Source organism: Vagococcus salmoninarum, assembly GCF_003987495.1.
Taxonomy (GTDB): Bacteria; Bacillota; Bacilli; order Lactobacillales; family Vagococcaceae; genus Vagococcus_D; species Vagococcus_D salmoninarum.
Genome location: NZ_NGJU01000032.1, coordinates 1 through 20,060, shown reverse-complemented (window position 1 = coordinate 20,060; position 20,060 = coordinate 1). Strand labels below are relative to the sequence as shown.

Genomic DNA, 20,060 nt, shown 5'->3' with positions numbered 1-20,060 from the left:
TTCATTCCACTCTAAAGTCTGAAACGTTCTCAATACAGTCAGAGCTTGGATGCTCTACTACTAGTGTAATCGAAACTGTACAAAATTTCATCAAGTATTATAATGAAAAGAGAATTCAACAAAAATACGGTTACTTATCTCCGATAGATTATCGAAAACAAGCAACCGCATAGGTGTTTTTATTACTGTCTCATTTTAAGGGTTCAGTCCCAATTGACGTCTTTTACTTTATTATTGGCGGTGTTGAATGCCTAAGCCTTTAATATAGTTACGGGCAAAACGATCGCCACACATTTGATAATTTTTCGTGCCTTCTTTTCTAAATAAAGCACTTAGTTCACTAGCTGAAATAATGACTCCTGCTAATTCTAAAGTCTTTAGCATATCTTCACTAGTCATATTCATCGCAATTTTAAGCTTTTTTAACATCACATTGTTACCATTTTGATGAGTCATTGTAAATGGTAGTGGTTTTTCAACTTCCCCAGGTTTCAAGGGGCGTTTGCCACGTTTAAAAGTAATCAAGCCATTGTAAAACGTTTCTAATAAACGATTAGGACAGGTTAATTCGTACTCATTTTCTAAGTACTCCCCATCTTCTAATTGGTTTTTACTAGCTGTCCGATTTAAAAGGGCTGCTAAGTCTTCTTTTGTGACTTTTTCCCCACCTAATTCAAATATTTTGCGCATGTCCGTATCTTTAATATCTAAGGCATAGCGGATTCTAACAAGTTTATCGTTATTATTCATTTAATTCCTCCAAGTGTTAATAATACCTATTATAGCATTTCTTTCCCTAATAACCGATAGGTGTTTAATCTTTTTTCTTGGCTATGAGTTAAACTAACAATCATTGCTTCATCAAAGCCGTAAAATTCACCATCTGCTTGGAGTTTTTCGGCAACAAACTTTGGTGTTCCCACAAGATGGCGGATTTTCCGATCATCAGCAATTCGCATTAAATCCATTTCAGTTAAACCTTTTTTAATCTCTTGGGCTTGTTCAGGCGTTTGGAAAGACAAGGGCTGACCTTTAGCCATCATTAAGCGATGAATGTCCGCTGTCCCTGCTTCAAACTCAGCTTCTTCTGTGGTCTCTGCTACTGTTGTTAAGTAAGCCACATTAATTTCCGGTTTCTCCATAAAATAAGAGGGGGTAAATTGACTACGGTACAAATCAAAAATATCTTTAGTCATAGTCCCCATAAAAAATTGAGCAAAAGAATAACCAACCCCTTGCTTCCCAGCTTCAATCGCGCTATTACCACTAGAGCCTAACAACCAAGCTTCTGGCAAAGCAATCTTAACTGGGGAAGCTAAGACCCCTTGGTAAAGTTTATCTGTTGGTTGTTGATCGCGAATTAAATCCAAGGTTGTTGTCAGTTTCTCGTATAAATCTTCTTTGAAATAACGACCGGAAGCTAAGGCATGACTAGCCCGGTGGTCCCCACCTGGCGCTCGCCCAACGCCAAAATCAATCCGCCCAGGGGCAATCCCACTTAAGGTTTTAAAGACTTCTGCTAATTTTAAAGGTGAGTAATGCATCATCATCGTGCCCCCCGTTCCTAAACGGAGATTTTTCGTTAACGCGGCTAAATGAGCCACTAATAATTCTGGGGCTGAACTTGCGTAAGTTTTACCACCGTGATGCTCAGCAAACCACATCCGATGATAGCCTAATTGGTCGGCTAAGATGCCTAATTCTTTCGTTTTTTCAATGGCACCGACAGCAGTATTGCCAACAGTGACTGGTAATTGATCTAAGACACTTAATTTCATTTTATTCCTCCTAGAGAGACTTGTTACTTCCAGTATAGAGGATATACTAATTAATTGTTAGTAATCTGACTTACAAAAAAACAGCTTATCATCATGATAAACTGCTCTCTTTTAATATTTTCTAAAGCGTTGGTATCTTTTTTCTAATAATTCAGCTACTGGTAAGGCTGATAATTCATTAAGTTTCTCTTTTAAAGACGCTTTTAACTCTTGGTTAATTAATTTTTGGTCAATTAATTTGCCATTATTTGTTTCTGGAACAATTCGCTCAATGATTTCTAATTCTTTTAAATCATAAGCCGTTAGCTTCATAATTTCCGCTGCTTCGGCCGCCCGAGAGCTGTCTTTCCATAAGATTGAGGCAAAGCCTTCTGGTGATAAAATTGAGTAAATACTATGTTCTAACATCCAGACTTCGTCAGCAAGACCTAAAGCAATGGCACCGCCACTGCCGCCCTCACCAGTAAAGACGGAAATAATTGGTACTGCTAAATCACTCATTTCTAAGAGATTTTGTGCAATGGCTTCGCCTTCACCTCGTTCTTCGGCTTCAATCCCACAAAAAGCTCCTGGCGTATTTACAAAAGTAATGACTGGTCGCCCGAACTTTTCAGCTTGCTTCATTAAACGAAGGGCTTTTCGGTAGCCTTCTGGATGAGGGGAACCGAAATTACGCCGAATGTTTTCTTGTAAGTCACGACCTTTTTGAATCGCAATTACTGTTACTGGCAAGTCATCTAAGTAGCAAATGCCACCGACAATGGCTTCATCATCACCATATAAACGATCGCCATGCATTTCCATAAAATCAGTAAACAGAGCACTAATATATTCAATCGACGTATAACGCCGCGAACTTCTGGCTAAAGCAACAATTTCGTTGGCTGTCCGGCTTCTTGTCGGTGTGGCTATTTTAGTCATCTTAGTCCCTGCCTTTCTGGGAATGCATTTTTAATAATAAACTTAATTTAGCTTGCATTTGCTCACGAGGAATAATTTGATCGACAAAACCGTGGGTTAACAAAAATTCAGCTTTCTGAAATTCTTCAGGTAATTTTTGTTTAATCGTTTGCTCAATGACCCGACGACCAGCAAAACCGATTTGCGCTTCTGGTTCCGCAATAATAATATCACCATCCATAGCAAAACTAGCAGTGACGCCACCAGTTGTTGGATCAGTTAAGACTGTGATATAAAGCAAGCCCCCTTGACTGTGGCGCTTAACAGCTGCTGATATTTTAGCCATCTGCATGAGGGACATAATGCCTTCTTGCATTCGAGCCCCACCAGAGGCAGTAAACATAATAATTGGTAACTTAAGTTCCAAAGCTTTTTCAAAAGCTCTGGTGACTTTTTCACCAACTACCGTTCCCATACTCCCCATAATAAACTGGCTATCCATGACACCGATGACGACTTCTTGACCAGAAATTTGGCCGATGCCAGTCATCACCGCTTCATGTAAACCGGTTTTCTCTTGAACAAGTGTCACTTTATCAAGATAATTAGGGAAATTAATTGGATCTTTCGTTGTCACGTCAGTGTCCCATTCAGTAAAAGTGCCTTCATCAATTGTTAAGGCAATCCGTTCACGGCAGCCAATTCTAAAGCAATAGCTACAATTAGGACATATTTTGTTAGCACCTAAGCTTTTACTATAAATCGCTTTTTGACAACTTGGGCATTTCTGCCACATATCATCTGGCACGCTTGGCTTGGCTTGCTCTGGTGTGACTATTTTTTCCCTACTAGGATTAATCCGAATGTATTTTTTCTTCTTAAATAAAGCCATTTCGGTCCTCCTTTTAGATTTTTATCTCAGTTAATTATTTTTTTAATGTTGGTAACCATTCTGGTAAGAAAGTTTCTTGTAAGAAACTCGTGTCATAGTCACCTTTAATCACTGCTGGATGGGCGATTAAATCAAATTGGAAGTCTTGATTCGTAACGACCCCATCTGTGACTAATTCAGTTAAGGCACGTTGCATTTTCGCTAAGGCTTCGTTACGATTTTCACCATGAACAATAATTTTAGCAATCATTGAATCATAGAAAGGTGGGATCGTGTAACCATTGTACATGGCACTATCCACTCGTAAGCCCATACCACCACCTGGTAATAATAAGTTCGTAATTTTCCCCGGTGAAGGGGCAAAATTAAAGGCTGGGTTTTCAGCGTTGATCCGGCACTCAATGGCGTGGCCTGTCATTTTGACATCACTTTGTTTGATTGTCAACTTCTCACCGAAAGCAATTTTCAGTTGTTGTTTAACAATATCAATTCCCGTGACCATCTCTGTGACAGGGTGCTCAACTTGAATCCGCGTGTTCATTTCCATAAAGAAGAATTCCCCAGAAAGGTCTAGTAAAAATTCAATCGTTCCTGCGTTTTCGTAACCAACAGCTTGAGCTGCTTTAACTGCTGCTTCGCCAATGGCTTGACGTTTTTCCGCTGATAAGGCGACTGAAGGTGATTCTTCCAGAACTTTTTGATTGTTTCTTTGTAACGAACAATCACGCTCACCTAAATGTATCACATGACCAAAAGAATCTCCTAAGATTTGGACTTCAATATGCCGAGCTGGATAAATGATTTTTTCAAGATACATCTGCCCATCACCAAAAGCGGCTATCGCTTCTTGTTGGGCTGATTTAAATTGAGAACTTAATTCAGCCTTAGTTAGGACTTTACGAATCCCTTTACCACCACCACCGGCAGAAGCTTTTAACATAATTGGGTAACCAATTTGATCAGCAATGATCGTCGCTTCCTCAATCGTCTTGACTTCGCCATCGCTGCCGGGAATGACTGGGACTTTTGCCCCAATCATTAGACGACGAGCGTTGACTTTATTACCCATCTCGTCAATGGTTTGTGGTTTTGGACCAATAAATTTAATTTGACATTCTTCACACATCGTTGCAAACAAACTATTTTCCGCTAAGAAACCGAAACCAGGGTGAATGGCTTCCGCCCCAGTGACAATCGCTGCACTTAAAATTTGTTGCATATTTAAATAAGAATCTGTGGCTTTCGCTGGTCCGATACAAATCGCTTCATCAGCTAGTTCCGTGTGTAAGGCGTCACGGTCCGCTTCAGAATAGACTGCTACCGTCCGAATCCCTAGTTCGCGACAGCCTCTAATAATTCTCACTGCGATTTCGCCACGATTGGCGATTAAGACTTTATTAAACATAGGCTTACGCTCCGATGATAAATGTCATCAAAGCCTCACAGACTTTTTTATCTTCAACATAAGCGACAGCTTTACCGACACCAATATTGCCTTTTTGTTTGATGATATCCATTTCCATTCTTAAAACATCGCCAGGAACTACTTTTTGACGGAATTTAACTTTATCAATCCCACCTAAGTAACCTTTTTTGCCTTCAAATTCTGGGCTTTTCAGCAATGGAATTGAACCGGTTTGAGCTAAGGCTTCTAAAATTAACACCCCTGGCATCACTGGCTCCCCTGGGAAATGTCCAGGGAAAAAGTTTTCATTGTAGGTTACGTTCTTAATTGCGACAACTCTTTTTCCTGGTTCTAATTCGATGACTTTATCCACCATCATAATTGGGAAGCGGTTAGGAATAATTTCCATAATTTCTTGTACGTTTAATTGCATCTTTGTTTCCTCCTAGGCAATGCGGAATAAGGCTTGGCCAAATTCAACGACATCTTCATTTTCTATTAGTATTTCTGTAATTGTACCGCTAATATCACTCGTAATTTCATTCATGATTTTCATTGCTTCAACAATACATAAAGTATCGCCGACAGCTACTTGATCGCCCACTTTTTTGAAAACTGGTTCATCAGGACTACTACTTAAATAAATGACGCCAACAATTGGTGAATCCACGGTTTTTCCTTCAGCTGCAACAGCTTCTTGGCTCACCCCTGAAGTATCCCTTTGTGGCAATGGCTGACTAGTGACAGGTTGAACCTCGGTCAATACTTGCTGACTCGGTGTTGCTAGTGGTTCAGCTACTGGACGTCCTTGTTCATTTTTACTTAAATAGAGATTAAACTCGTCTTTATCAAGACTAAATTCCCGAATCGTGCCTTCATCAAACATCGCTAAAAGTTCTTTTAATTCTTTGAAATCCATGCTAATTACGCCTCCCATTTCTTTAAGGCGATAACGGCATTATGACCACCAAAACCTAAAGAATTACTTAAAGCATAAGTGACTTTATGAGGACGGCCAACTTGCGGCACGTAGTCTAAGTCACAGCCTTCATCTGGGTTAACTAAACCAACTGTTGGTGGCACAAAATCATCTCTAATTGCGCCAAGACAGGCCATTGCTTCAATTGCTCCTGCTGCCCCTAATAAGTGACCAGTCATACTCTTCGTACTTGAAATCGGCGTTGTGTAGGCGTCGTCACCCATAGCAAATTTAATCGCTGTCGTTTCTGCCCCATCATTCGTCGGAGTACTTGTCCCATGGGCGTTGATGTAATCAACATCGGCTGGGGTAATGCCAGCTTCTTCCATCGCTAATTGCATACAAATGCCGGCTCCTGATCCGTCCGGATTTGGGCTAGTCATATGGTGGGCATCACTATTTGAGCCGTAACCGACAACTTCCCCATAGATTTTCGCTCCACGAGCTAAAGCATGTTCTAATTCTTCTAGCATTAAGACGCCGCCGCCTTCACCCATAACAAAGCCACTTCGATCTTTATCGAAAGGAATTGACGCTTTGGCTGGATCCGGTTCTGGTGACAACGCAGTTAAAGCTGCGAAACCAGCAATTCCGATTTCACAAATAGTCGCTTCAGCCCCACCGGCTAAAATAATGTCTGAATAACCGTGTTTGATTGACCGGAAAGCTTCACCAATTGCGTTAGTTCCTGAGGCACAGGCTGTGACGATTGAGGTACAAATTCCTTTTGCTCCAACTTTAATTGAAATATTACCAGCTGCCATGTTGCCGATAGCCATCGGTACAAAGAAAGGTGCCACGCGTTTCGGGCCTTTCGTGTGCATTTTAATGACTTGGTCTTGAATGGTATTCATGCCACCAATTCCAGAACTGACAATAACACCAAAACGATTTTGATTAATTTTTTCGATGTCTAACTGACTATCAGTCATCGCTTGAACAGCAGCCGCGACCCCATAAACTGAAAATAAGTCCATGCGTTTTGTTGCTTTCTTTTCCATATATAAGGTTGGATCAAAGTCTTTGACTTCTGCTGCCACTGTAATACCAGTTTCAGTTGCATCAAAATGGGTAATTGGAGCGATTCCGCTGTTACCATTTCTAATGTTTGTCCAAAATTCTTCAGCTGTATTGCCAACTGGGGTTACGGCACCTAGGCCAGTTATTACCACACGTTTCATTTATTTATCCTCCTCATTCAAATGAGTTTTTAGTTTGCTAATTTAACCGTTCATGACCATTCCGCCATCAACATTAATGACTTGACCAGTAATATAGCGGTTTTCTGCTAAGAAAAGCGCCGTTTCAGCAACGTCAGCTACTGAACCAAAACGTTTCAAAGGAATTTGGCCTTTAGCCCCTTCTTTGACTTTGTCACTTAAAACATCAGTCATTTCCGTATCAATATAACCTGGCGCAATCGCATTACACGTGATGCCCCGTGAAGATAACTCCCGAGCCACTGATTTCGTTAAACCGATGACACCGGCTTTACTAGCAGCATAATTAGCTTGACCAGCATTACCAGTTAAACCGACCACACTTGATAAGTTGATAATCGTACCACTTTTTTGTTTTAATAAAATACTTGAGACCGCTTGGATTGTATTAAATGTCCCTGTTAAGTTGACATTAACAACATTGGCAAAGTCCTCTGTGGTCATGCGCATCAATAACTTATCATTCGTAATCCCGGCATTGTTGACTAAAACATCAACACTTCCAAAGACTTCTTTTGCTTCATTAATTAACCGCTGGGCATCTTCAAAGTGTTGAACATCGGCTGCCACAAAATGAGCCTTAACGCCATAAGCTTCAATTTCAGTAATTAAGGCTTCGTCAGGTGCTTTACGACCATTTAGGACAATATTCGCGCCTGCTTGGGCGAATCGTAAGGCAATGCCTCGACCAATCCCACGAGAGCTTCCAGTAACAACAACAGTTTTATCTTTTAACAAATGATTGCCTCCTTTTATGCTTGAATCATTTTTTTGACTTTTTCTAGTGTTTTTAAGTTATCAACATTTTGAACAGTGACGTTTTTATTAATCTTTTTAATAAAACTTGATAAAGCTTTACCTGGTCCAACTTCGACGAAGGTATCATAACCATCGGCGATCAACGTTTCAACACAGTCTTGCCAATAAACTGGCGACATGACTTGCTTGACTAAGGTTGGTACAATCTCAGCTTGGCTTGGGATGACTTGTCCAGTTACATTAGTCACAACTGGCAATTGCATTTCTGAAAAAGTCGTTTCCCCAAGGGCGACTGCTAATTGATCGGCTGCCGGTTTTAGTAAAGCCGTGTGAAAAGGCCCACTAACATTTAAACGAATCACTCGACGAGCCCCTTTGGCCGTTAATAGTTCTTCTGCATAAGCCACAGCAGCCACTTCGCCAGCGATCGCAATTTGAGTTGGCATATTGTAGTTCGCAGCAATGACTAAACCTTTGCTACTAGCTTCGGCACAAGTTGCTTCCACAACTTCCCGAGATAAGCCCATAACGGCTGACATTGCCCCTACGCCAGCTGGCACCGCCTCGGTCATAAAACGACCACGTTTTTCAACTAAGGCAATCCCCTCTTCATAAGATAAGGCTTGGCTTGCAATTAACGCACTGTATTCACCTAAACTAAGGCCAGCTACTGCTGTTGGTTCTAAGTTTAATTCTTCTTTTAAAACCGCTGTTAAAGCCACACTCATGGCTAAAATAGCTGGTTGGGTATAGACTGTTTCATTTAATTTAGCTTCTTGATTCACCATAAGATCTTGTAAATCATAGCCTAAGATTGCTGATCCTTGATCAATGATTGAGCGGTAAGTCGGAAAAGTCTCGTAGAACTCTTGTCCCATACCTAAATATTGGGCTCCTTGACCGCTATAAACAAAAGCAATTTTCACTTTAGTCATTCCTCATTTCTTTTTTCAGACGTTAATTAGCCCAACGTTGGTGATTTTTAGCAATCACAGCGACACATTCGCTATAAAGCTCTTCGACAATTTCTTGACACGTTTGACCGCTCTTGTTCACTAAGCCAGCAATTTGTCCCGACATCATCGAACTGTTCTTAATGTCGCCATCAACAACGGCTCGTTTCAACGCCCCTTTGCCTAAATCTTCCAGTTTTTGCCAATCAGGGCTTTCTTTGCCCCCTTCGATCCGTTCAATTTTTTCGTATTCACGAGTTAATTTATTCCGTAAGCCACGAACTGGATGACCAGTAATTAAACCGGTAATCGTTGTGTCAATGTCACGGGCTTTTAAGACCGCGCCTTTGAAATTGTCATGAATGGTTGATTCTTGAGAAACTAAGAAGCGAGTTCCTAATTGAACTGCTTCAACACCTAACATTAAAGCAGCCGCCATCCCACGCCCATCTCCAATTCCACCGGCAGCAATGACTGGAATCGACACTGCATCAACGACTTGAGGAACTAAAGCCATCGTTGTTGACTTGCCAATGTGGCCGCCGCCTTCCATCCCTTCAACGACAATCGCATCTGCCCCATCACTTTCCATCCGGCGAGCTAAAGCCACTGAAGCGACGACTGGAATTACTGTAATCCCTGCTTCTTTAAAACGTTTCATATATTTACCTGGTGAGCCAGCGCCAGTTGTAATAACTTTCACACGCTCATCACAGACTAAGTCAACGATGTCTTCGACAAAGGGAGACATTAACATGATATTAACCCCAAAAGGTTTGTCAGTCAGTTCTTTCGCTTTGTCAATTTGGGCTTTTACTACGTCTTTTGGTGCATGACCAGAGGCAATAATTCCTAGACCGCCGGCATTAGACACTGCACTAGCAAGCTGAGCTTCAGCTACCCAGGCCATTGCCCCTTGAATGATTGGGTATTTAATACCTAACATGTCACATATTTTAGATTGGTTCATTATATTTTCTCCTAAAAAGAGCTAGTTTTCCTTTAATAAAAAAGTAGCTTATCAAAGCATAAGCTTCCAAGCTACTTTTTCTTTTTTATTCATGACTAGTCTCTAAAATAAACTGAGTAGCTGCTTATTTTTCAGCTAATTGTTTTTCTACGAAATCAACTAAGTCTTTTACTGTGTTAAGACCTTCATCAGTTTCAATTTTCACGTCGAATTCATCTTCGATATCGTTAATGATTTGGAATAAGTCTAAACTATCTGCTTCTAACTCTTCACGGAAGTTTGTTGTTAACGTTACTTCCTCTTCTTCTTTACCTAATTGATCCACGATGATTTCTTGAATTTTCTCGAATGCTGCCATTTTATATTCCTCCAATAAGTTTCTTTTTTAGTTTTTTAGCTTTTTACAGCTAGGTTTATTATCAACAACTTTGATTTAAAGTGACAAGAGGATACTTCCCCAGGTTAAGCCACCACCAAAGCCGGTTAATACAATATGTTGGGTACTACCTAAGATTAATTGACCAGATTCCACTGTATCGTGAAGTAATAGTGCCACTGAAGCGGCTGAAGTATTGCCATAATTAGCAATATTCATTAAAAACTTCTCCCGCGGAATTTTGGTCTTTTTAGCGATGCCATCTAAAATTCGCGTATTGGCTTGATGAGCTAAGACGAAATCGACTTTCTCAAGGGTTAAGCCATTGTTAACCACAATATCAACAATATTCTTTGACACATTTCGTAAAGCAAAGTCAAAGATATCTCTTCCGTCCATTGTTAAATATTTTTGAACGGTTTTTGTATCATTGGCGAAAGCCCCCTGATTGGCAAGTTGACCAGCAGTCAAAGACATGCTCCTAAGCCCATCAGCTTTTAAAGACTCCCCTAGAAACTGTTGGGTACTCGACGCTTCTAACATCACCCCAGCAGCCCCATCACCGAACAAAACGGCTGTGCTGCGATCTGACCAATCGATAATTTTCGACATCGTTTCGCCACCAATCACGATTCCTTTTTGGTAGACACCACTTTTTATGAATTTTTCGGCTGTTGCTAAGGCGTAAATAAATCCTGAGCAAGCCGCGCTAACATCCATAGCAAAAGCGTTCGTTGCGCCAATCTGAGCTTGAACTAAGCAAGCGACAGAAGGAGTGACGTAATCCGGGGTCATTGTAGCAACAATAATAAAATCAATATCTAACGGGGAATAATTGCTGTTTGTGATCAATTGTTGTGCTACCTGACTACATAAATCAGATGTGTCTTCATCAGTTACAATATGTCTTTGGCGAATACCTGTCCGAGAGTAAATCCACTCGTCATTAGTATCCATAATGTCACTTAATTCCTTGTTAGTAATCTTCTGCTCTGGGACATATTTAGCAGTACCAGTAATACGAGCATGATTAATCATCGAATCCCTCACCTTTTGAAACCATTTTTAATATTGATTTTTCAAGAAGCCATGTAAGTTACGTAGGCCTTTAATAATCGCTTTTTTCTCGTCTTCATTCATATCACCTAAAGCCGCTTCAACCATTTTCTTATGAAAGAGATGATGCACCCGGTAAAATAAACGGCCTCGATTAGTCAACTTTAAGCGGACAATTCGGCGATCAGTTGTTCCACGAACACGTTCCACATAGCCTTTTTTTTCTAAATTATTAATGGCTACAGTTAATGTGCCCACAGTTACTGATAAGGCTTTAGCGACTTCACTTGATGTTTTTTCTTGGTGCAAGCCGATTGCTTCAATCGTATGCATCTCTTTAATTGATAAATCATCGAATTGACTTTTTTTCAGTTCAGACTCTTCAATTGTTAAGATGTCATTAAAGACGGTTACTAAATATGCGTTGACTACTTCTAAGTTGGAATCCATGGATATCGCCTCATTCAAAATATTAGTTTGATTATCAAATCATTTGATGTTCAAAGTATATTACCTATTGCTCGAAAAAGCAAATGTTTTTATCTTTTTTTTTCATATTTGCCTATTAATTATCTTTTCCTACTATATATATTAGTTTCAAAAGAATATTCACTTAAATTAGAATAAGATTAATTTTCGCTTTTTTGACCGTTAATGACCGTTTAATATTGTATTAAAATGATTTCGGTGCTATTATATGTTTTAAGGAGGGATGATAATGCTTACAGAAGAACGAAAAAAACGAATTATCGACCTAATAGACCAAGAAGAAATTATAAAATCACAAGCTTTAATGAAGGATTTAAACGCTTCAGAGTCAACTATCCGTAGGGATTTACAAGAACTAGAAGCCGCTGGTTTACTGAAACGAGTCCACGGTGGGGCTAAAAAAATCGTCAAACTCGATCATGAACCAACTATGCTTGAAAAATCATCACAAAACGTTCAAAACAAGCAGCTAATTGCCAAATATGCTTGCCAACTAATTAATGACGGAGACGTTATCTATCTTGATGCAGGGACTTCTACTTACGAAATGATTCCCTTTTTAGCAAATAAAGACATTACTGTCGTCACTAACTCGGTGTATCATGCTGCTGCTTTATCTGACTTAAACATTTCAACGATGATTATTGGTGGCAACATTAAATTGAACACTAAAGCCGTCGTCAGTGCTTTTAGTGTTAAACAAATCACGCTCTTCCGCTTTGATAAAAGTTTTATGGGCATTAACGGTGTTCATTCCGACTATGGTTTAACGACACCTGATAGTGAAGAAGCAACGATGAAAACGAGTGCCATTAACCAGTCTGAACAAATCTTCTTTATGGCAGACAGTTCGAAGTTTAACAAAGTCTCTTTTGCTAAAGTTGCAGACATTGACACCGGAATTATTATAACTGATCGTTTAGCTGAAAACGTGGCCCCTTTGATGGCCCAGCTCTCAAATATTAAGGAGGTTAACTAAATGATTTATACAATTACCTTAAATCCTTCCATCGATTACACTGTCACGGTGGAAGACTTAGCTCTTGGTGAATTAAATAAAATAAAAGAAGAATTCAAATTTCCTGGTGGCAAGGGAATTAATGTTTCTCGTATTTTAACGCGACTAGAAACTGAAAATACAGCCTTAGGCTTTATCGGTGGTTTTACTGGCGATTTTATTGAAAAGTCTCTATCTAATGAAGGAATTAACCAAAATTTCACTAAAATTGCTGCTGACACAAGGATTAATATTAAATTAAAAGCTCAAACTGAAACTGAAATTAACGGCCAAGGCCCTGAGATTTCATTAGCTGAACAGTTGGATTTAAAAGCCAAATTAGCTGCTGCCACAACTGGTGACATTGTGATTTTTTCCGGCAGCCAACCTCCAAGTTTAGCGGCTGATTTTTACACTGAACTAATTGAGATTGTTCAAAAAAACGGCGCTCAATTCGTCATAGATACGACAGGTCAAAGTCTACTAGCTGCTTTGCCTTATCAGCCTCTCTTAATTAAACCGAATCATCATGAATTAGGGGAACTTTTTAACGTCACTTTAAATAGCCTCTCAGAAATCATGCCTTACGGTCAAAAATTATTAGACTTGGGGGCACAAAATGCCCTAGTTTCGATGGGGAAAGATGGTGCCCTGCTCTTCACTAAGGCAGGCGTTTATCAAGCACCGCCCCTAGAAGGCACTTTAATTAATTCAGTTGGGGCTGGTGACTCAATGATTGCCGGCTTTACAAGCCAACTTACCGGCTCTGCTGTAAATTTATTAAAAGCCTTTAGTTACGGCGTTGCCGCTGGGAGTAGCACAGCCTTTTCAAGGGATTTAGCTACAGCTGATAAAATTCACGGCATGGAAAAAAATGTCATTATCAATCACATGGTCTAATTAGAAAGGACGTTTACTATGAAAATTACTGACTTATTATTAAAAGATATTATGATTTTAGATTTACAAAGCCAGACAAAGGCTGAAGCTATTGAGGAAATGGCTGAACAACTTGCTAAAGCTGGTCGCATTACTGATAAAGCTGAATTTACTGCTGGGATACTTGCTCGTGAAGCTCAGACGTCAACTGGGCTTGGTGATGGGATTGCCATGCCTCACGCTAAAAATAAAGCTGTCAAAGAAGCAACTGTCCTATTTGCTAAAAGCCAAGGGGGACTAGACTATGAAGCCCTCGATGGTCAGCCCACTCACCTTTTCTTTATGATTGCTGCTCCTGAAGGGGCCAATGATACTCATTTACAAGCTTTAGCTGGTTTATCACGTTTGCTCGTTCATGCTGATTTTATTGAAAAATTAAAAGCTGCTGAAACAGCGGACCAAGTTCTGACATTGTTTAATGAGGCTGAAAATGACCGCTTAAAAGAGGAAGAAGTTCCAAATCCAGCAACGACAACAAGTAACCAAAAGTTTGTTGTTGCAGTCACAGCATGTCCAACGGGGATTGCTCATACTTACATGGCGGAAGATGCACTGAAAGCCAAAGCTGCCGAAATGGGTGTGACAATCCGAGTAGAAACAAATGGTTCCGATGGCGTTCAAAACCCCTTAACAGCATCAGAAATCGCCAAAGCTGACGGTGTTATTATCGCGGCTGATAAATATGTCGAAATGGCTCGTTTTGATGGTAAGCCTTTATTAAATCGTCCAGTCAGTGACGGTATTCGGAAAACAGAAGAACTGATTACTTTAGCTAGTCAAGGTCAAGCTTCTATTTATCATAGTGATAAAACTGTTACAACGGATCAAAATGAAACTAGTACTGGTTCAATCGGTTCGCAAATCTACAAGCATTTAATGAATGGCGTAAGTAACATGCTACCTTTCGTGATTGGTGGCGGGATTGTGATTGCTTTAGCCTTCTTACTGGATCAAGCTATGGGGGTTCCTCAATCTGAATTAGCTAACTTAGGAAGTTACAACCAACTTCCTGCCTACTTAAAATCAATTGGTGGTGCCGCCTTTGACTTTATGCTACCAGTCTTAGCTGGTTTTATTGCTTCAAGTATCGCTGATCGACCTGGTTTAGTAGCTGGTTTTGTTGCTGGTTCATTAGCTGCCGCTGGTGGCGCTGGTTTCTTAGGTGCCTTAATTGGTGGTTTCTTAGCCGGGTATGTCTTACTTGCTTTAAAACAAGTCTTTAAAAACTTACCAAAATCATTAGCAGGAATTCGGACTATTTTATTCTACCCTTTCTTAGGTGTTTTAATTACGGGGATCTTAATGTTAATTGTCAATATTCCCATGGAAGCTATTAACACTGGGTTAAACAACTTTTTGAATAACTTATCAGGAGTTAATGCTGCGCTCCTAGGTGCCCTTTTAGGTGGCATGATGGCGGTTGACTTAGGTGGTCCAATTAACAAAGCCGCTTACGTTTTCGGCACAGGGACTTTAGCTGCCACTGTTGCTACTGGCGGTAGTACTGTCATGGCGGCGGTCATGGCTGGTGGAATGGTACCACCATTAGCAATCTTTATTTCAAGTTTGATTTTCAAAAATAAATACACGAAAAAAGACCAAGAAGCTGGCCTAACCAACTTAGTCATGGGTGCCTCATTTATTACTGAAGGTGCGATTCCTTTTGCAGCTGCTGATCCTTTAAGAATGTTACCAGGCTTTATCGTTGGTTCTGCTGTAGCTGGTGGCTTAGTCAGTAGTCTTGGAATTAAATTAATGGCCCCACATGGCGGAATCTTTGTGATTCTCTTAGTCAATAAGCCAATTCTTTACTTAGCTTTTATTATTCTAGGGTCATTCATTAGTGCCTTTATTATTGGAGCTATGCGAAAAACCGTTAGTGAGTAACTAACTTAGATTAAATATTTTACTGGCAGAACTAGAAAGTTAAGTCTTTCTAGTTCTGCTTTTCGTAATAAATAACAAATTAAGGTATAATAACTTATAGATATTTCTAGAGAGGAGTTATAGTATGAAAGTTGCTGTAATTGGTGGTGGGATTGTTGGTGCAACAACAGCCTATTACTTACAAAATGATCAAAAAGATGATGTAACTATTTTTGATGAGAAAACAGGTCAAGCAACCAGTGCCGCTGCCGGTATTATTTCTCCTTGGTTGTCCCAACGTCGAAATCAAAACTGGTACCAACTGGCTCGCTTAGGTGCAAAATTTTATCCAGAAATGATTGAGTCTTTAAATGTTCCTCAAGAGTCTGATGTCTATCAACAAGTTGGCACGATTTTGTTTAAAAACAGTGAAAAATTATTAGATAAACTTTTTACCATTGCGACAGAGAGAAAGTTAACCGCTCCGGAAATTGGTGAGATTGCCATTTTAACACCAGCAGAAATCCAAGCTAAAATTCCGATTTTACAACCGGAACTAGCTGGTTTATTTGTGAGTGGTGGCGCACGGGTTGATGGCCGTCAGCTGATTGAAACCTTACTAACTAACTTTAAAGATGTTGGTGGGACTTATTGCCCTGAAAAAGTCACAAGTATTAAGATGAAGGGGGACCAATGGGAAGTTAGCTGGAATGGTTCTTCGGAAACATTTGATAAAGTTGTCTTAGCTGTTGGGGCATGGTTACCTAACTTATTGAAGCCTTTAGGTTTTGAGGTAGATGTTCGGGGGCAAAAAGGCCAACTCATCGAATTACAACTACCGATAGAGACGAAAGACTGGCCAGTTATTATGCCTCAAGGTGAAAGTGATATTATTCCTTTTAGCCAAGGTAAAATTCTTGTCGGTGCGACTCACGAAAATGACCTTGATTATGATTTAACTGTGGATCAAAAAGTTGTAGCTGAAATGCTTGAAAGTCTTAGCTCTTTAGCACCTAATTTATTAAAAGCCACACAAGTTGAAACTCGTGTTGGTACCCGGGCCTACACGTCTGATTTTTTACCTTTCTTCGGTGAAGTCCAAGGCTTGCCTAGTTTATTCGTTGCTAGTGGCTTAGGCTCTTCTGGCTTAACTACCGGGCCGATTATCGGCAAAACCTTAGCAAGTTGGCTCCATAATGAAGACACGGAGTTAATAGCTAGTAACTATTCACCAAATACTTATATTCAAAAAATTAATTAACATTCGCAAAACACCCTCGTTACCGTAGCTTCCTTGGAAGTCTTAGTAATGAAGGTGTTTTTTTGTGAATTAATTAGTACTAGTTGAGCTTCTTCCCCACTCTCATTCCTCCGCCTTAATTAAATAACGACCATTATATCATAAATCCCTCCCAGTTTTTTATCCTATTTTTGAAAAAAAAGCTTCAAAGATGATAAGTTTTTTAAGTAAATATATGGTTTAATAATTTAGACTCTTTTATAAAAATTTTTTTGAAATGAGGATGTATATGAAAAAACTAACATCCCTTTGTCTTTTTATCGTCCTTTTATTTACTAGTTTACTCGTTATCAATATTTACCAAACAAAAGATAAAATCAAGATCAATTCCCTTGAAATGACTCCTAGTTCATTTAATTTTTATATTAAAAATTCTAATAAAACCCTTACGGAAGAATTGACTTTCTTAACTGAACTAGCAAAGCAAGAGGAAGTGGCAATCTTTCGAACCGACCGGGAAGACAACGTTGTCATTAAGTCAGTGATTTTCAACCAACAAGCCTTTCCTTTTGATAATTTCAACCTCCAACCTAGTGATCTATTTACTAATCAGAATCATTTGTATGCTAGTTATTCCTTAAATAGCTCGAAACCAAAAGGCAACATTCCAACCTTTGATCAGCGGAATAAAATTCTCCTTCAAACTCTCACCAATTATTATCAAGATTCTAGTAAATCTTTGAACGGGACTTACAGCATCGTTTCAACGAAGGCCTTCAATAAAAAACAAGTCCTTAATCACTTAACGACTTTTTTTGAGGTGTCTGAAAAAGAACTATTAACCGAAGCTACCCACACTGCCGTTGGCTTTGTTAACAAAGATTTAATGATCTTTAGCGGTCTCTTAATGATCTTCTTATTAATCTTAACCTTAGTAACTATTTACACCCCTTTAACGGAAATCAAAGCCATTGGCGTGATGAAATTAAATGGTTTAAGTGATTCTCTAATTTTAAGTCAGTTTCTTAAAACGAACATAGCCATCATCATCGGCACTGCTAGTTTAATTAACATAAGTTGTTTGTTTTATTTTAAAGTAATCCCTAAATATTTCTTAATTAGTTTAATTTTCGCTCAAAGCAGCTTATTAATACTTTTTTTTAGCTTGAATTTTTTGACTTATTTGATTATTCGAAAAGTCACTATTAGTAACATGCTAGCTAATTTTTTCGATTTTAAATTTGGGATCTGGCTATGTTTCTTACTGAAAGGTGCCATCACAATTTTATTAACCCTTTTGATGATGCAAATCTCTAACACTTTTGACGCCTTAATGAAACAATACTACGTCAACCAAAGCTGGCAAGCACAGGGGGATTATTTAACACTGGAAAATTACCAGTTATCAGGAGATGATTACCAAGGTTTTTTACTAAACAATGGCCACTTGGAGAAAAAAATAGCCCGTCTTTTACCTGAGTTAGAGCAGCAACTCAATGGTTTTTACGTTAATAGCGATGTCTACTTAGCAGAAAATTACTTAAATGATGCTGATTCGAAGTTATCATACGAACCAACGGAAACGTTCCAAGTAATGCAGATAAATTATAATTTTCTTGAAAGTCTTGCCCTTGCTGATCAGTTAAAGCAAAAGACTGGTCGACAGTTCTTAATTCCGAAATCTTATAAAATCCGTGAAGAAACGTTGCGATACTTTTGTCAGCAACTGCTTTTTGAAAATTTAAGCCCCCAGGAGCAACAGCAAACGTTACTTACAGAACTACCAATCAACTTCAGTTACTACGATGATTATGCTGATTTTTCAGTCTTCACTTACAACAGCGATAGTCTTCTCACCTTCGACAAACCAATTTTGATGGTCTTTGATAACACTAGCACCGATTCATTTGAAACTATGCTCCTAACAAATACTGGTTTGAGTAACCCACTTAAAATTAAAAATACTGCTGCCAATCGTGAGGCCCTGCAACAGATTATTGTGGAAGAACAGCTAACTGATTTAAATTTAAAATTTTCAACAATCAATAGTATTCTCGGTGATCAAGTCTCTTCTTTAAAAATGAGTATCACGATTTTTTCACTTGTTTTAGTGGCTGTTTTTCTGTTGACAATTTGTGCCTCACTTTTCTTATTGGGCTGTCTGATTCAAAGTAAAAAACAAAAAGTAGCGGTCTATCGTTTATTAGGGTTTAACCTTTTTGATCGTTATGCCCTTGAGATAATTATTTTCGCTAGTCTTTACGTCATTCAACTACTGACCCTTTTATTCCTGGCTGATTCCTTCATTGCCTTGCCCTACGGCTTGTTAATGCTCTTAATTGATCTAGTCATCACAATAACTGGGACATTGTCTTTAGAAAAGCAAAATTTAGCTCGTTTACTGAAGGGAGAATAACTGATGCTAACACTTACTCATTTACACAAAAAAATCAATCAAAAAATCATTCTAGAAAATTTCAATTTGACAATAAAACAAGGGGAAATGGTTGCTTTAGTTGGTCCTAGTGGTTCCGGTAAATCAACAGTCTTAAATATTTTAGGCTTGATTGACAATTTTGATAGTGGCGATTATACTTTTTTAGGTCATAAAAATGTCAACGTTAATACTAGGAAATCCCAAAGGTTAATCCGGGATAACATTAGCTACTTATTTCAAAATTTTGCCTTAATTGATTCTGAAACTGTGTTGCAAAATTTACTTCTGGCTTTAAAGTATTCTCCTCTTACTAAAAAAGAAAAAAGAAAAACCATCGCACACGCTTTAGAAAATGTTGATTTAGCCCAATCAGAGTCCCGCAAAATCTTTGAACTCTCTGGCGGCGAACAACAACGAGTCGCCATTGCTCGAGCCCTAATCAAGCCTAGTAAACTCCTATTAGCCGATGAACCGACTGGCTCTTTAGATGTCCTAAATCGTGATGCTATTTTAACTTTGTTAAGGGAAATCAACGCTCAAGGCAAGACGGTTGTCATCGTGACCCATGGCCTTGAAGTCGCCAAGATTTGCTCAAAAATTATTACCTTAGCGTAGTAGTTACTAATATTCAAGCCGTCAATATCAAAAACCAGCTTCACTCATGACTCGAAAATAAGGGCTGTATAATTTTTGGTGTGGATGAAGAAATTCATTCACGCCTATTTTTACACAAAAAAATAGAAACATATGAACTTTCCAGTTAGAATAAAGTTGCTAAGACCAATTCAGGGAGGAAGATTCATA

Annotated in this window: 21 protein-coding genes; 7 read left to right on the top strand and 14 right to left on the bottom strand. The window is 39.1% G+C overall.

Annotated elements, in window-relative coordinates:
• Positions 1-173, top strand: a 173-nt coding sequence (locus tag CBF35_RS15150) for an IS3 family transposase (RefSeq protein ID WP_148112177.1), incomplete at its 5' end; no start/stop codon positions are given.
• A gap of 58 nt (positions 174-231) precedes the next feature.
• On the opposite strand, the gene CBF35_RS14390 is transcribed toward CBF35_RS15150, so the two are convergent.
• The 14 genes from CBF35_RS14390 to fabT all read right to left on the bottom strand — a co-directional run bounded on the left by CBF35_RS14390 (position 232) and on the right by fabT (position 11,738).
• Positions 232-750 (bottom strand): YehS family protein, encoded by a 519-nt coding sequence (locus CBF35_RS14390; RefSeq protein ID WP_126782461.1) that lies wholly within the window; start codon positions 748-750, stop codon positions 232-234.
• A 29-nt stretch (positions 751-779) separates the two neighbouring features.
• Positions 780-1,778 (bottom strand): MsnO8 family LLM class oxidoreductase, encoded by a 999-nt coding sequence (locus CBF35_RS14385; protein WP_126782459.1) that lies wholly within the window; start codon positions 1,776-1,778, stop codon positions 780-782.
• Between the two features lie 111 nt (positions 1,779-1,889).
• The gene (locus CBF35_RS14380) at positions 1,890-2,699 is read right to left on the bottom strand and encodes an acetyl-CoA carboxylase carboxyl transferase subunit alpha (protein WP_126782457.1); all 810 of its coding nucleotides are present in this window, start codon (positions 2,697-2,699) and stop codon (positions 1,890-1,892) included.
• A gap of 1 nt (position 2,700) precedes the next feature.
• Complete coding sequence (gene accD, locus CBF35_RS14375; protein ID WP_126782455.1) at positions 2,701-3,570, bottom strand: acetyl-CoA carboxylase, carboxyltransferase subunit beta; 870 nt, start codon at positions 3,568-3,570, stop codon at positions 2,701-2,703.
• A 34-nt stretch (positions 3,571-3,604) separates the two neighbouring features.
• A complete protein-coding gene (locus CBF35_RS14370) occupies positions 3,605-4,975 on the bottom strand; it encodes an acetyl-CoA carboxylase biotin carboxylase subunit (RefSeq protein WP_126782453.1) in 1,371 nt (456 codons plus the stop codon).
• A gap of 4 nt (positions 4,976-4,979) precedes the next feature.
• Positions 4,980-5,408 (bottom strand): 3-hydroxyacyl-ACP dehydratase FabZ, encoded by a 429-nt coding sequence (gene fabZ / locus CBF35_RS14365; RefSeq protein WP_126782451.1) that lies wholly within the window; start codon positions 5,406-5,408, stop codon positions 4,980-4,982.
• Positions 5,409-5,420: 12 nt separating this feature from the next.
• Positions 5,421-5,894 (bottom strand): acetyl-CoA carboxylase biotin carboxyl carrier protein, encoded by a 474-nt coding sequence (gene accB / locus CBF35_RS14360; protein WP_126782449.1) that lies wholly within the window; start codon positions 5,892-5,894, stop codon positions 5,421-5,423.
• Positions 5,895-5,899: 5 nt separating this feature from the next.
• Positions 5,900-7,135 carry a beta-ketoacyl-ACP synthase II gene (fabF, locus tag CBF35_RS14355; protein WP_126782447.1) on the bottom strand — a complete coding sequence of 412 codons (1,236 nt, stop codon included), beginning with the start codon at positions 7,133-7,135 and terminating at the stop codon, positions 5,900-5,902.
• Between the two features lie 42 nt (positions 7,136-7,177).
• Positions 7,178-7,912 (bottom strand): 3-oxoacyl-[acyl-carrier-protein] reductase, encoded by a 735-nt coding sequence (gene fabG, locus CBF35_RS14350; protein ID WP_126782445.1) that lies wholly within the window; start codon positions 7,910-7,912, stop codon positions 7,178-7,180.
• Positions 7,913-7,926: 14 nt separating this feature from the next.
• Complete coding sequence (gene fabD, locus CBF35_RS14345) at positions 7,927-8,859, bottom strand: ACP S-malonyltransferase (protein WP_126782463.1); 933 nt, start codon at positions 8,857-8,859, stop codon at positions 7,927-7,929.
• A 31-nt stretch (positions 8,860-8,890) separates the two neighbouring features.
• Positions 8,891-9,856 (bottom strand): enoyl-[acyl-carrier-protein] reductase FabK, encoded by a 966-nt coding sequence (gene fabK / locus CBF35_RS14340; RefSeq protein WP_126782442.1) that lies wholly within the window; start codon positions 9,854-9,856, stop codon positions 8,891-8,893.
• A 124-nt stretch (positions 9,857-9,980) separates the two neighbouring features.
• Entirely contained in the window at positions 9,981-10,214 is a 234-nt protein-coding gene (locus CBF35_RS14335; protein WP_126782440.1) for an acyl carrier protein, read from the bottom strand.
• Positions 10,215-10,289: 75 nt separating this feature from the next.
• On the bottom strand, positions 10,290-11,267 hold the full coding sequence (locus CBF35_RS14330) for a beta-ketoacyl-ACP synthase III (protein WP_244922613.1): 978 nt from the start codon (positions 11,265-11,267) through the stop codon (positions 10,290-10,292).
• Positions 11,268-11,297: 30 nt separating this feature from the next.
• Positions 11,298-11,738 carry a fatty acid biosynthesis transcriptional regulator FabT gene (gene fabT, locus CBF35_RS14325; protein WP_126782436.1) on the bottom strand — a complete coding sequence of 147 codons (441 nt, stop codon included), beginning with the start codon at positions 11,736-11,738 and terminating at the stop codon, positions 11,298-11,300.
• Positions 11,739-12,006: 268 nt separating this feature from the next.
• Here fabT and CBF35_RS14320 point away from each other — a divergent pair, with 268 nt between their 5' ends.
• From CBF35_RS14320 to CBF35_RS14295, 6 genes are all read left to right on the top strand, one after another.
• The gene (locus CBF35_RS14320) at positions 12,007-12,756 is read left to right on the top strand and encodes a DeoR/GlpR family DNA-binding transcription regulator (protein WP_126782434.1); all 750 of its coding nucleotides are present in this window, start codon (positions 12,007-12,009) and stop codon (positions 12,754-12,756) included.
• Positions 12,757-13,674 carry a 1-phosphofructokinase gene (gene pfkB, locus CBF35_RS14315; RefSeq protein ID WP_126782432.1) on the top strand — a complete coding sequence of 306 codons (918 nt, stop codon included), beginning with the start codon at positions 12,757-12,759 and terminating at the stop codon, positions 13,672-13,674. It begins immediately after the preceding gene.
• Between the two features lie 18 nt (positions 13,675-13,692).
• The gene (locus CBF35_RS14310; RefSeq protein WP_126782430.1) at positions 13,693-15,600 is read left to right on the top strand and encodes a PTS fructose transporter subunit IIABC; all 1,908 of its coding nucleotides are present in this window, start codon (positions 13,693-13,695) and stop codon (positions 15,598-15,600) included.
• A gap of 124 nt (positions 15,601-15,724) precedes the next feature.
• On the top strand, positions 15,725-16,840 hold the full coding sequence (locus CBF35_RS14305) for an NAD(P)/FAD-dependent oxidoreductase (RefSeq protein WP_126782428.1): 1,116 nt from the start codon (positions 15,725-15,727) through the stop codon (positions 16,838-16,840).
• 268 nt (positions 16,841-17,108) lie between these two features.
• Positions 17,109-19,235, top strand: coding sequence for a hypothetical protein (locus tag CBF35_RS14300; protein ID WP_126782425.1), 2,127 nt, complete (start codon positions 17,109-17,111; stop codon positions 19,233-19,235).
• A gap of 3 nt (positions 19,236-19,238) precedes the next feature.
• Positions 19,239-19,871: an ABC transporter ATP-binding protein gene (locus tag CBF35_RS14295; RefSeq protein ID WP_126782423.1), complete on the top strand. Its 633-nt coding sequence runs from the start codon at positions 19,239-19,241 to the stop codon at positions 19,869-19,871.
• Positions 19,872-20,060 lie beyond the last annotated feature (189 nt).

Bases quoted from the DNA above. Each gene is read 5' to 3' on its own strand.
- fabT (WP_126782436.1), bottom strand. From the start codon at position 11,738: ATGGATTCCAACTTAGAAGTAGTCAACGCATATTTAGTAACCGTCTTT.
- CBF35_RS14300 (WP_126782425.1), top strand. From the start codon at position 17,109: ATGAAAAAACTAACATCCCTTTGTCTTTTTATCGTCCTTTTATTTACT.
- CBF35_RS14305 (WP_126782428.1), top strand. From the start codon at position 15,725: ATGAAAGTTGCTGTAATTGGTGGTGGGATTGTTGGTGCAACAACAGCC.
- CBF35_RS14335 (WP_126782440.1), bottom strand. From the start codon at position 10,214: ATGGCAGCATTCGAGAAAATTCAAGAAATCATCGTGGATCAATTAGGT.
- CBF35_RS14320 (WP_126782434.1), top strand. From the start codon at position 12,007: ATGCTTACAGAAGAACGAAAAAAACGAATTATCGACCTAATAGACCAA.
- fabK (WP_126782442.1), bottom strand. From the start codon at position 9,856: ATGAACCAATCTAAAATATGTGACATGTTAGGTATTAAATACCCAATC.
- fabZ (WP_126782451.1), bottom strand. From the start codon at position 5,408: ATGCAATTAAACGTACAAGAAATTATGGAAATTATTCCTAACCGCTTC.
- accB (WP_126782449.1), bottom strand. From the start codon at position 5,894: ATGGATTTCAAAGAATTAAAAGAACTTTTAGCGATGTTTGATGAAGGC.
- CBF35_RS14380 (WP_126782457.1), bottom strand. From the start codon at position 2,699: ATGACTAAAATAGCCACACCGACAAGAAGCCGGACAGCCAACGAAATT.
- CBF35_RS14370 (WP_126782453.1), bottom strand. From the start codon at position 4,975: ATGTTTAATAAAGTCTTAATCGCCAATCGTGGCGAAATCGCAGTGAGA.
- CBF35_RS14385 (WP_126782459.1), bottom strand. From the start codon at position 1,778: ATGAAATTAAGTGTCTTAGATCAATTACCAGTCACTGTTGGCAATACT.
- CBF35_RS14390 (WP_126782461.1), bottom strand. From the start codon at position 750: ATGAATAATAACGATAAACTTGTTAGAATCCGCTATGCCTTAGATATT.
- CBF35_RS14295 (WP_126782423.1), top strand. From the start codon at position 19,239: ATGCTAACACTTACTCATTTACACAAAAAAATCAATCAAAAAATCATT.
- pfkB (WP_126782432.1), top strand. From the start codon at position 12,757: ATGATTTATACAATTACCTTAAATCCTTCCATCGATTACACTGTCACG.
- fabF (WP_126782447.1), bottom strand. From the start codon at position 7,135: ATGAAACGTGTGGTAATAACTGGCCTAGGTGCCGTAACCCCAGTTGGC.
- accD (WP_126782455.1), bottom strand. From the start codon at position 3,570: ATGGCTTTATTTAAGAAGAAAAAATACATTCGGATTAATCCTAGTAGG.
- CBF35_RS14310 (WP_126782430.1), top strand. From the start codon at position 13,693: ATGAAAATTACTGACTTATTATTAAAAGATATTATGATTTTAGATTTA.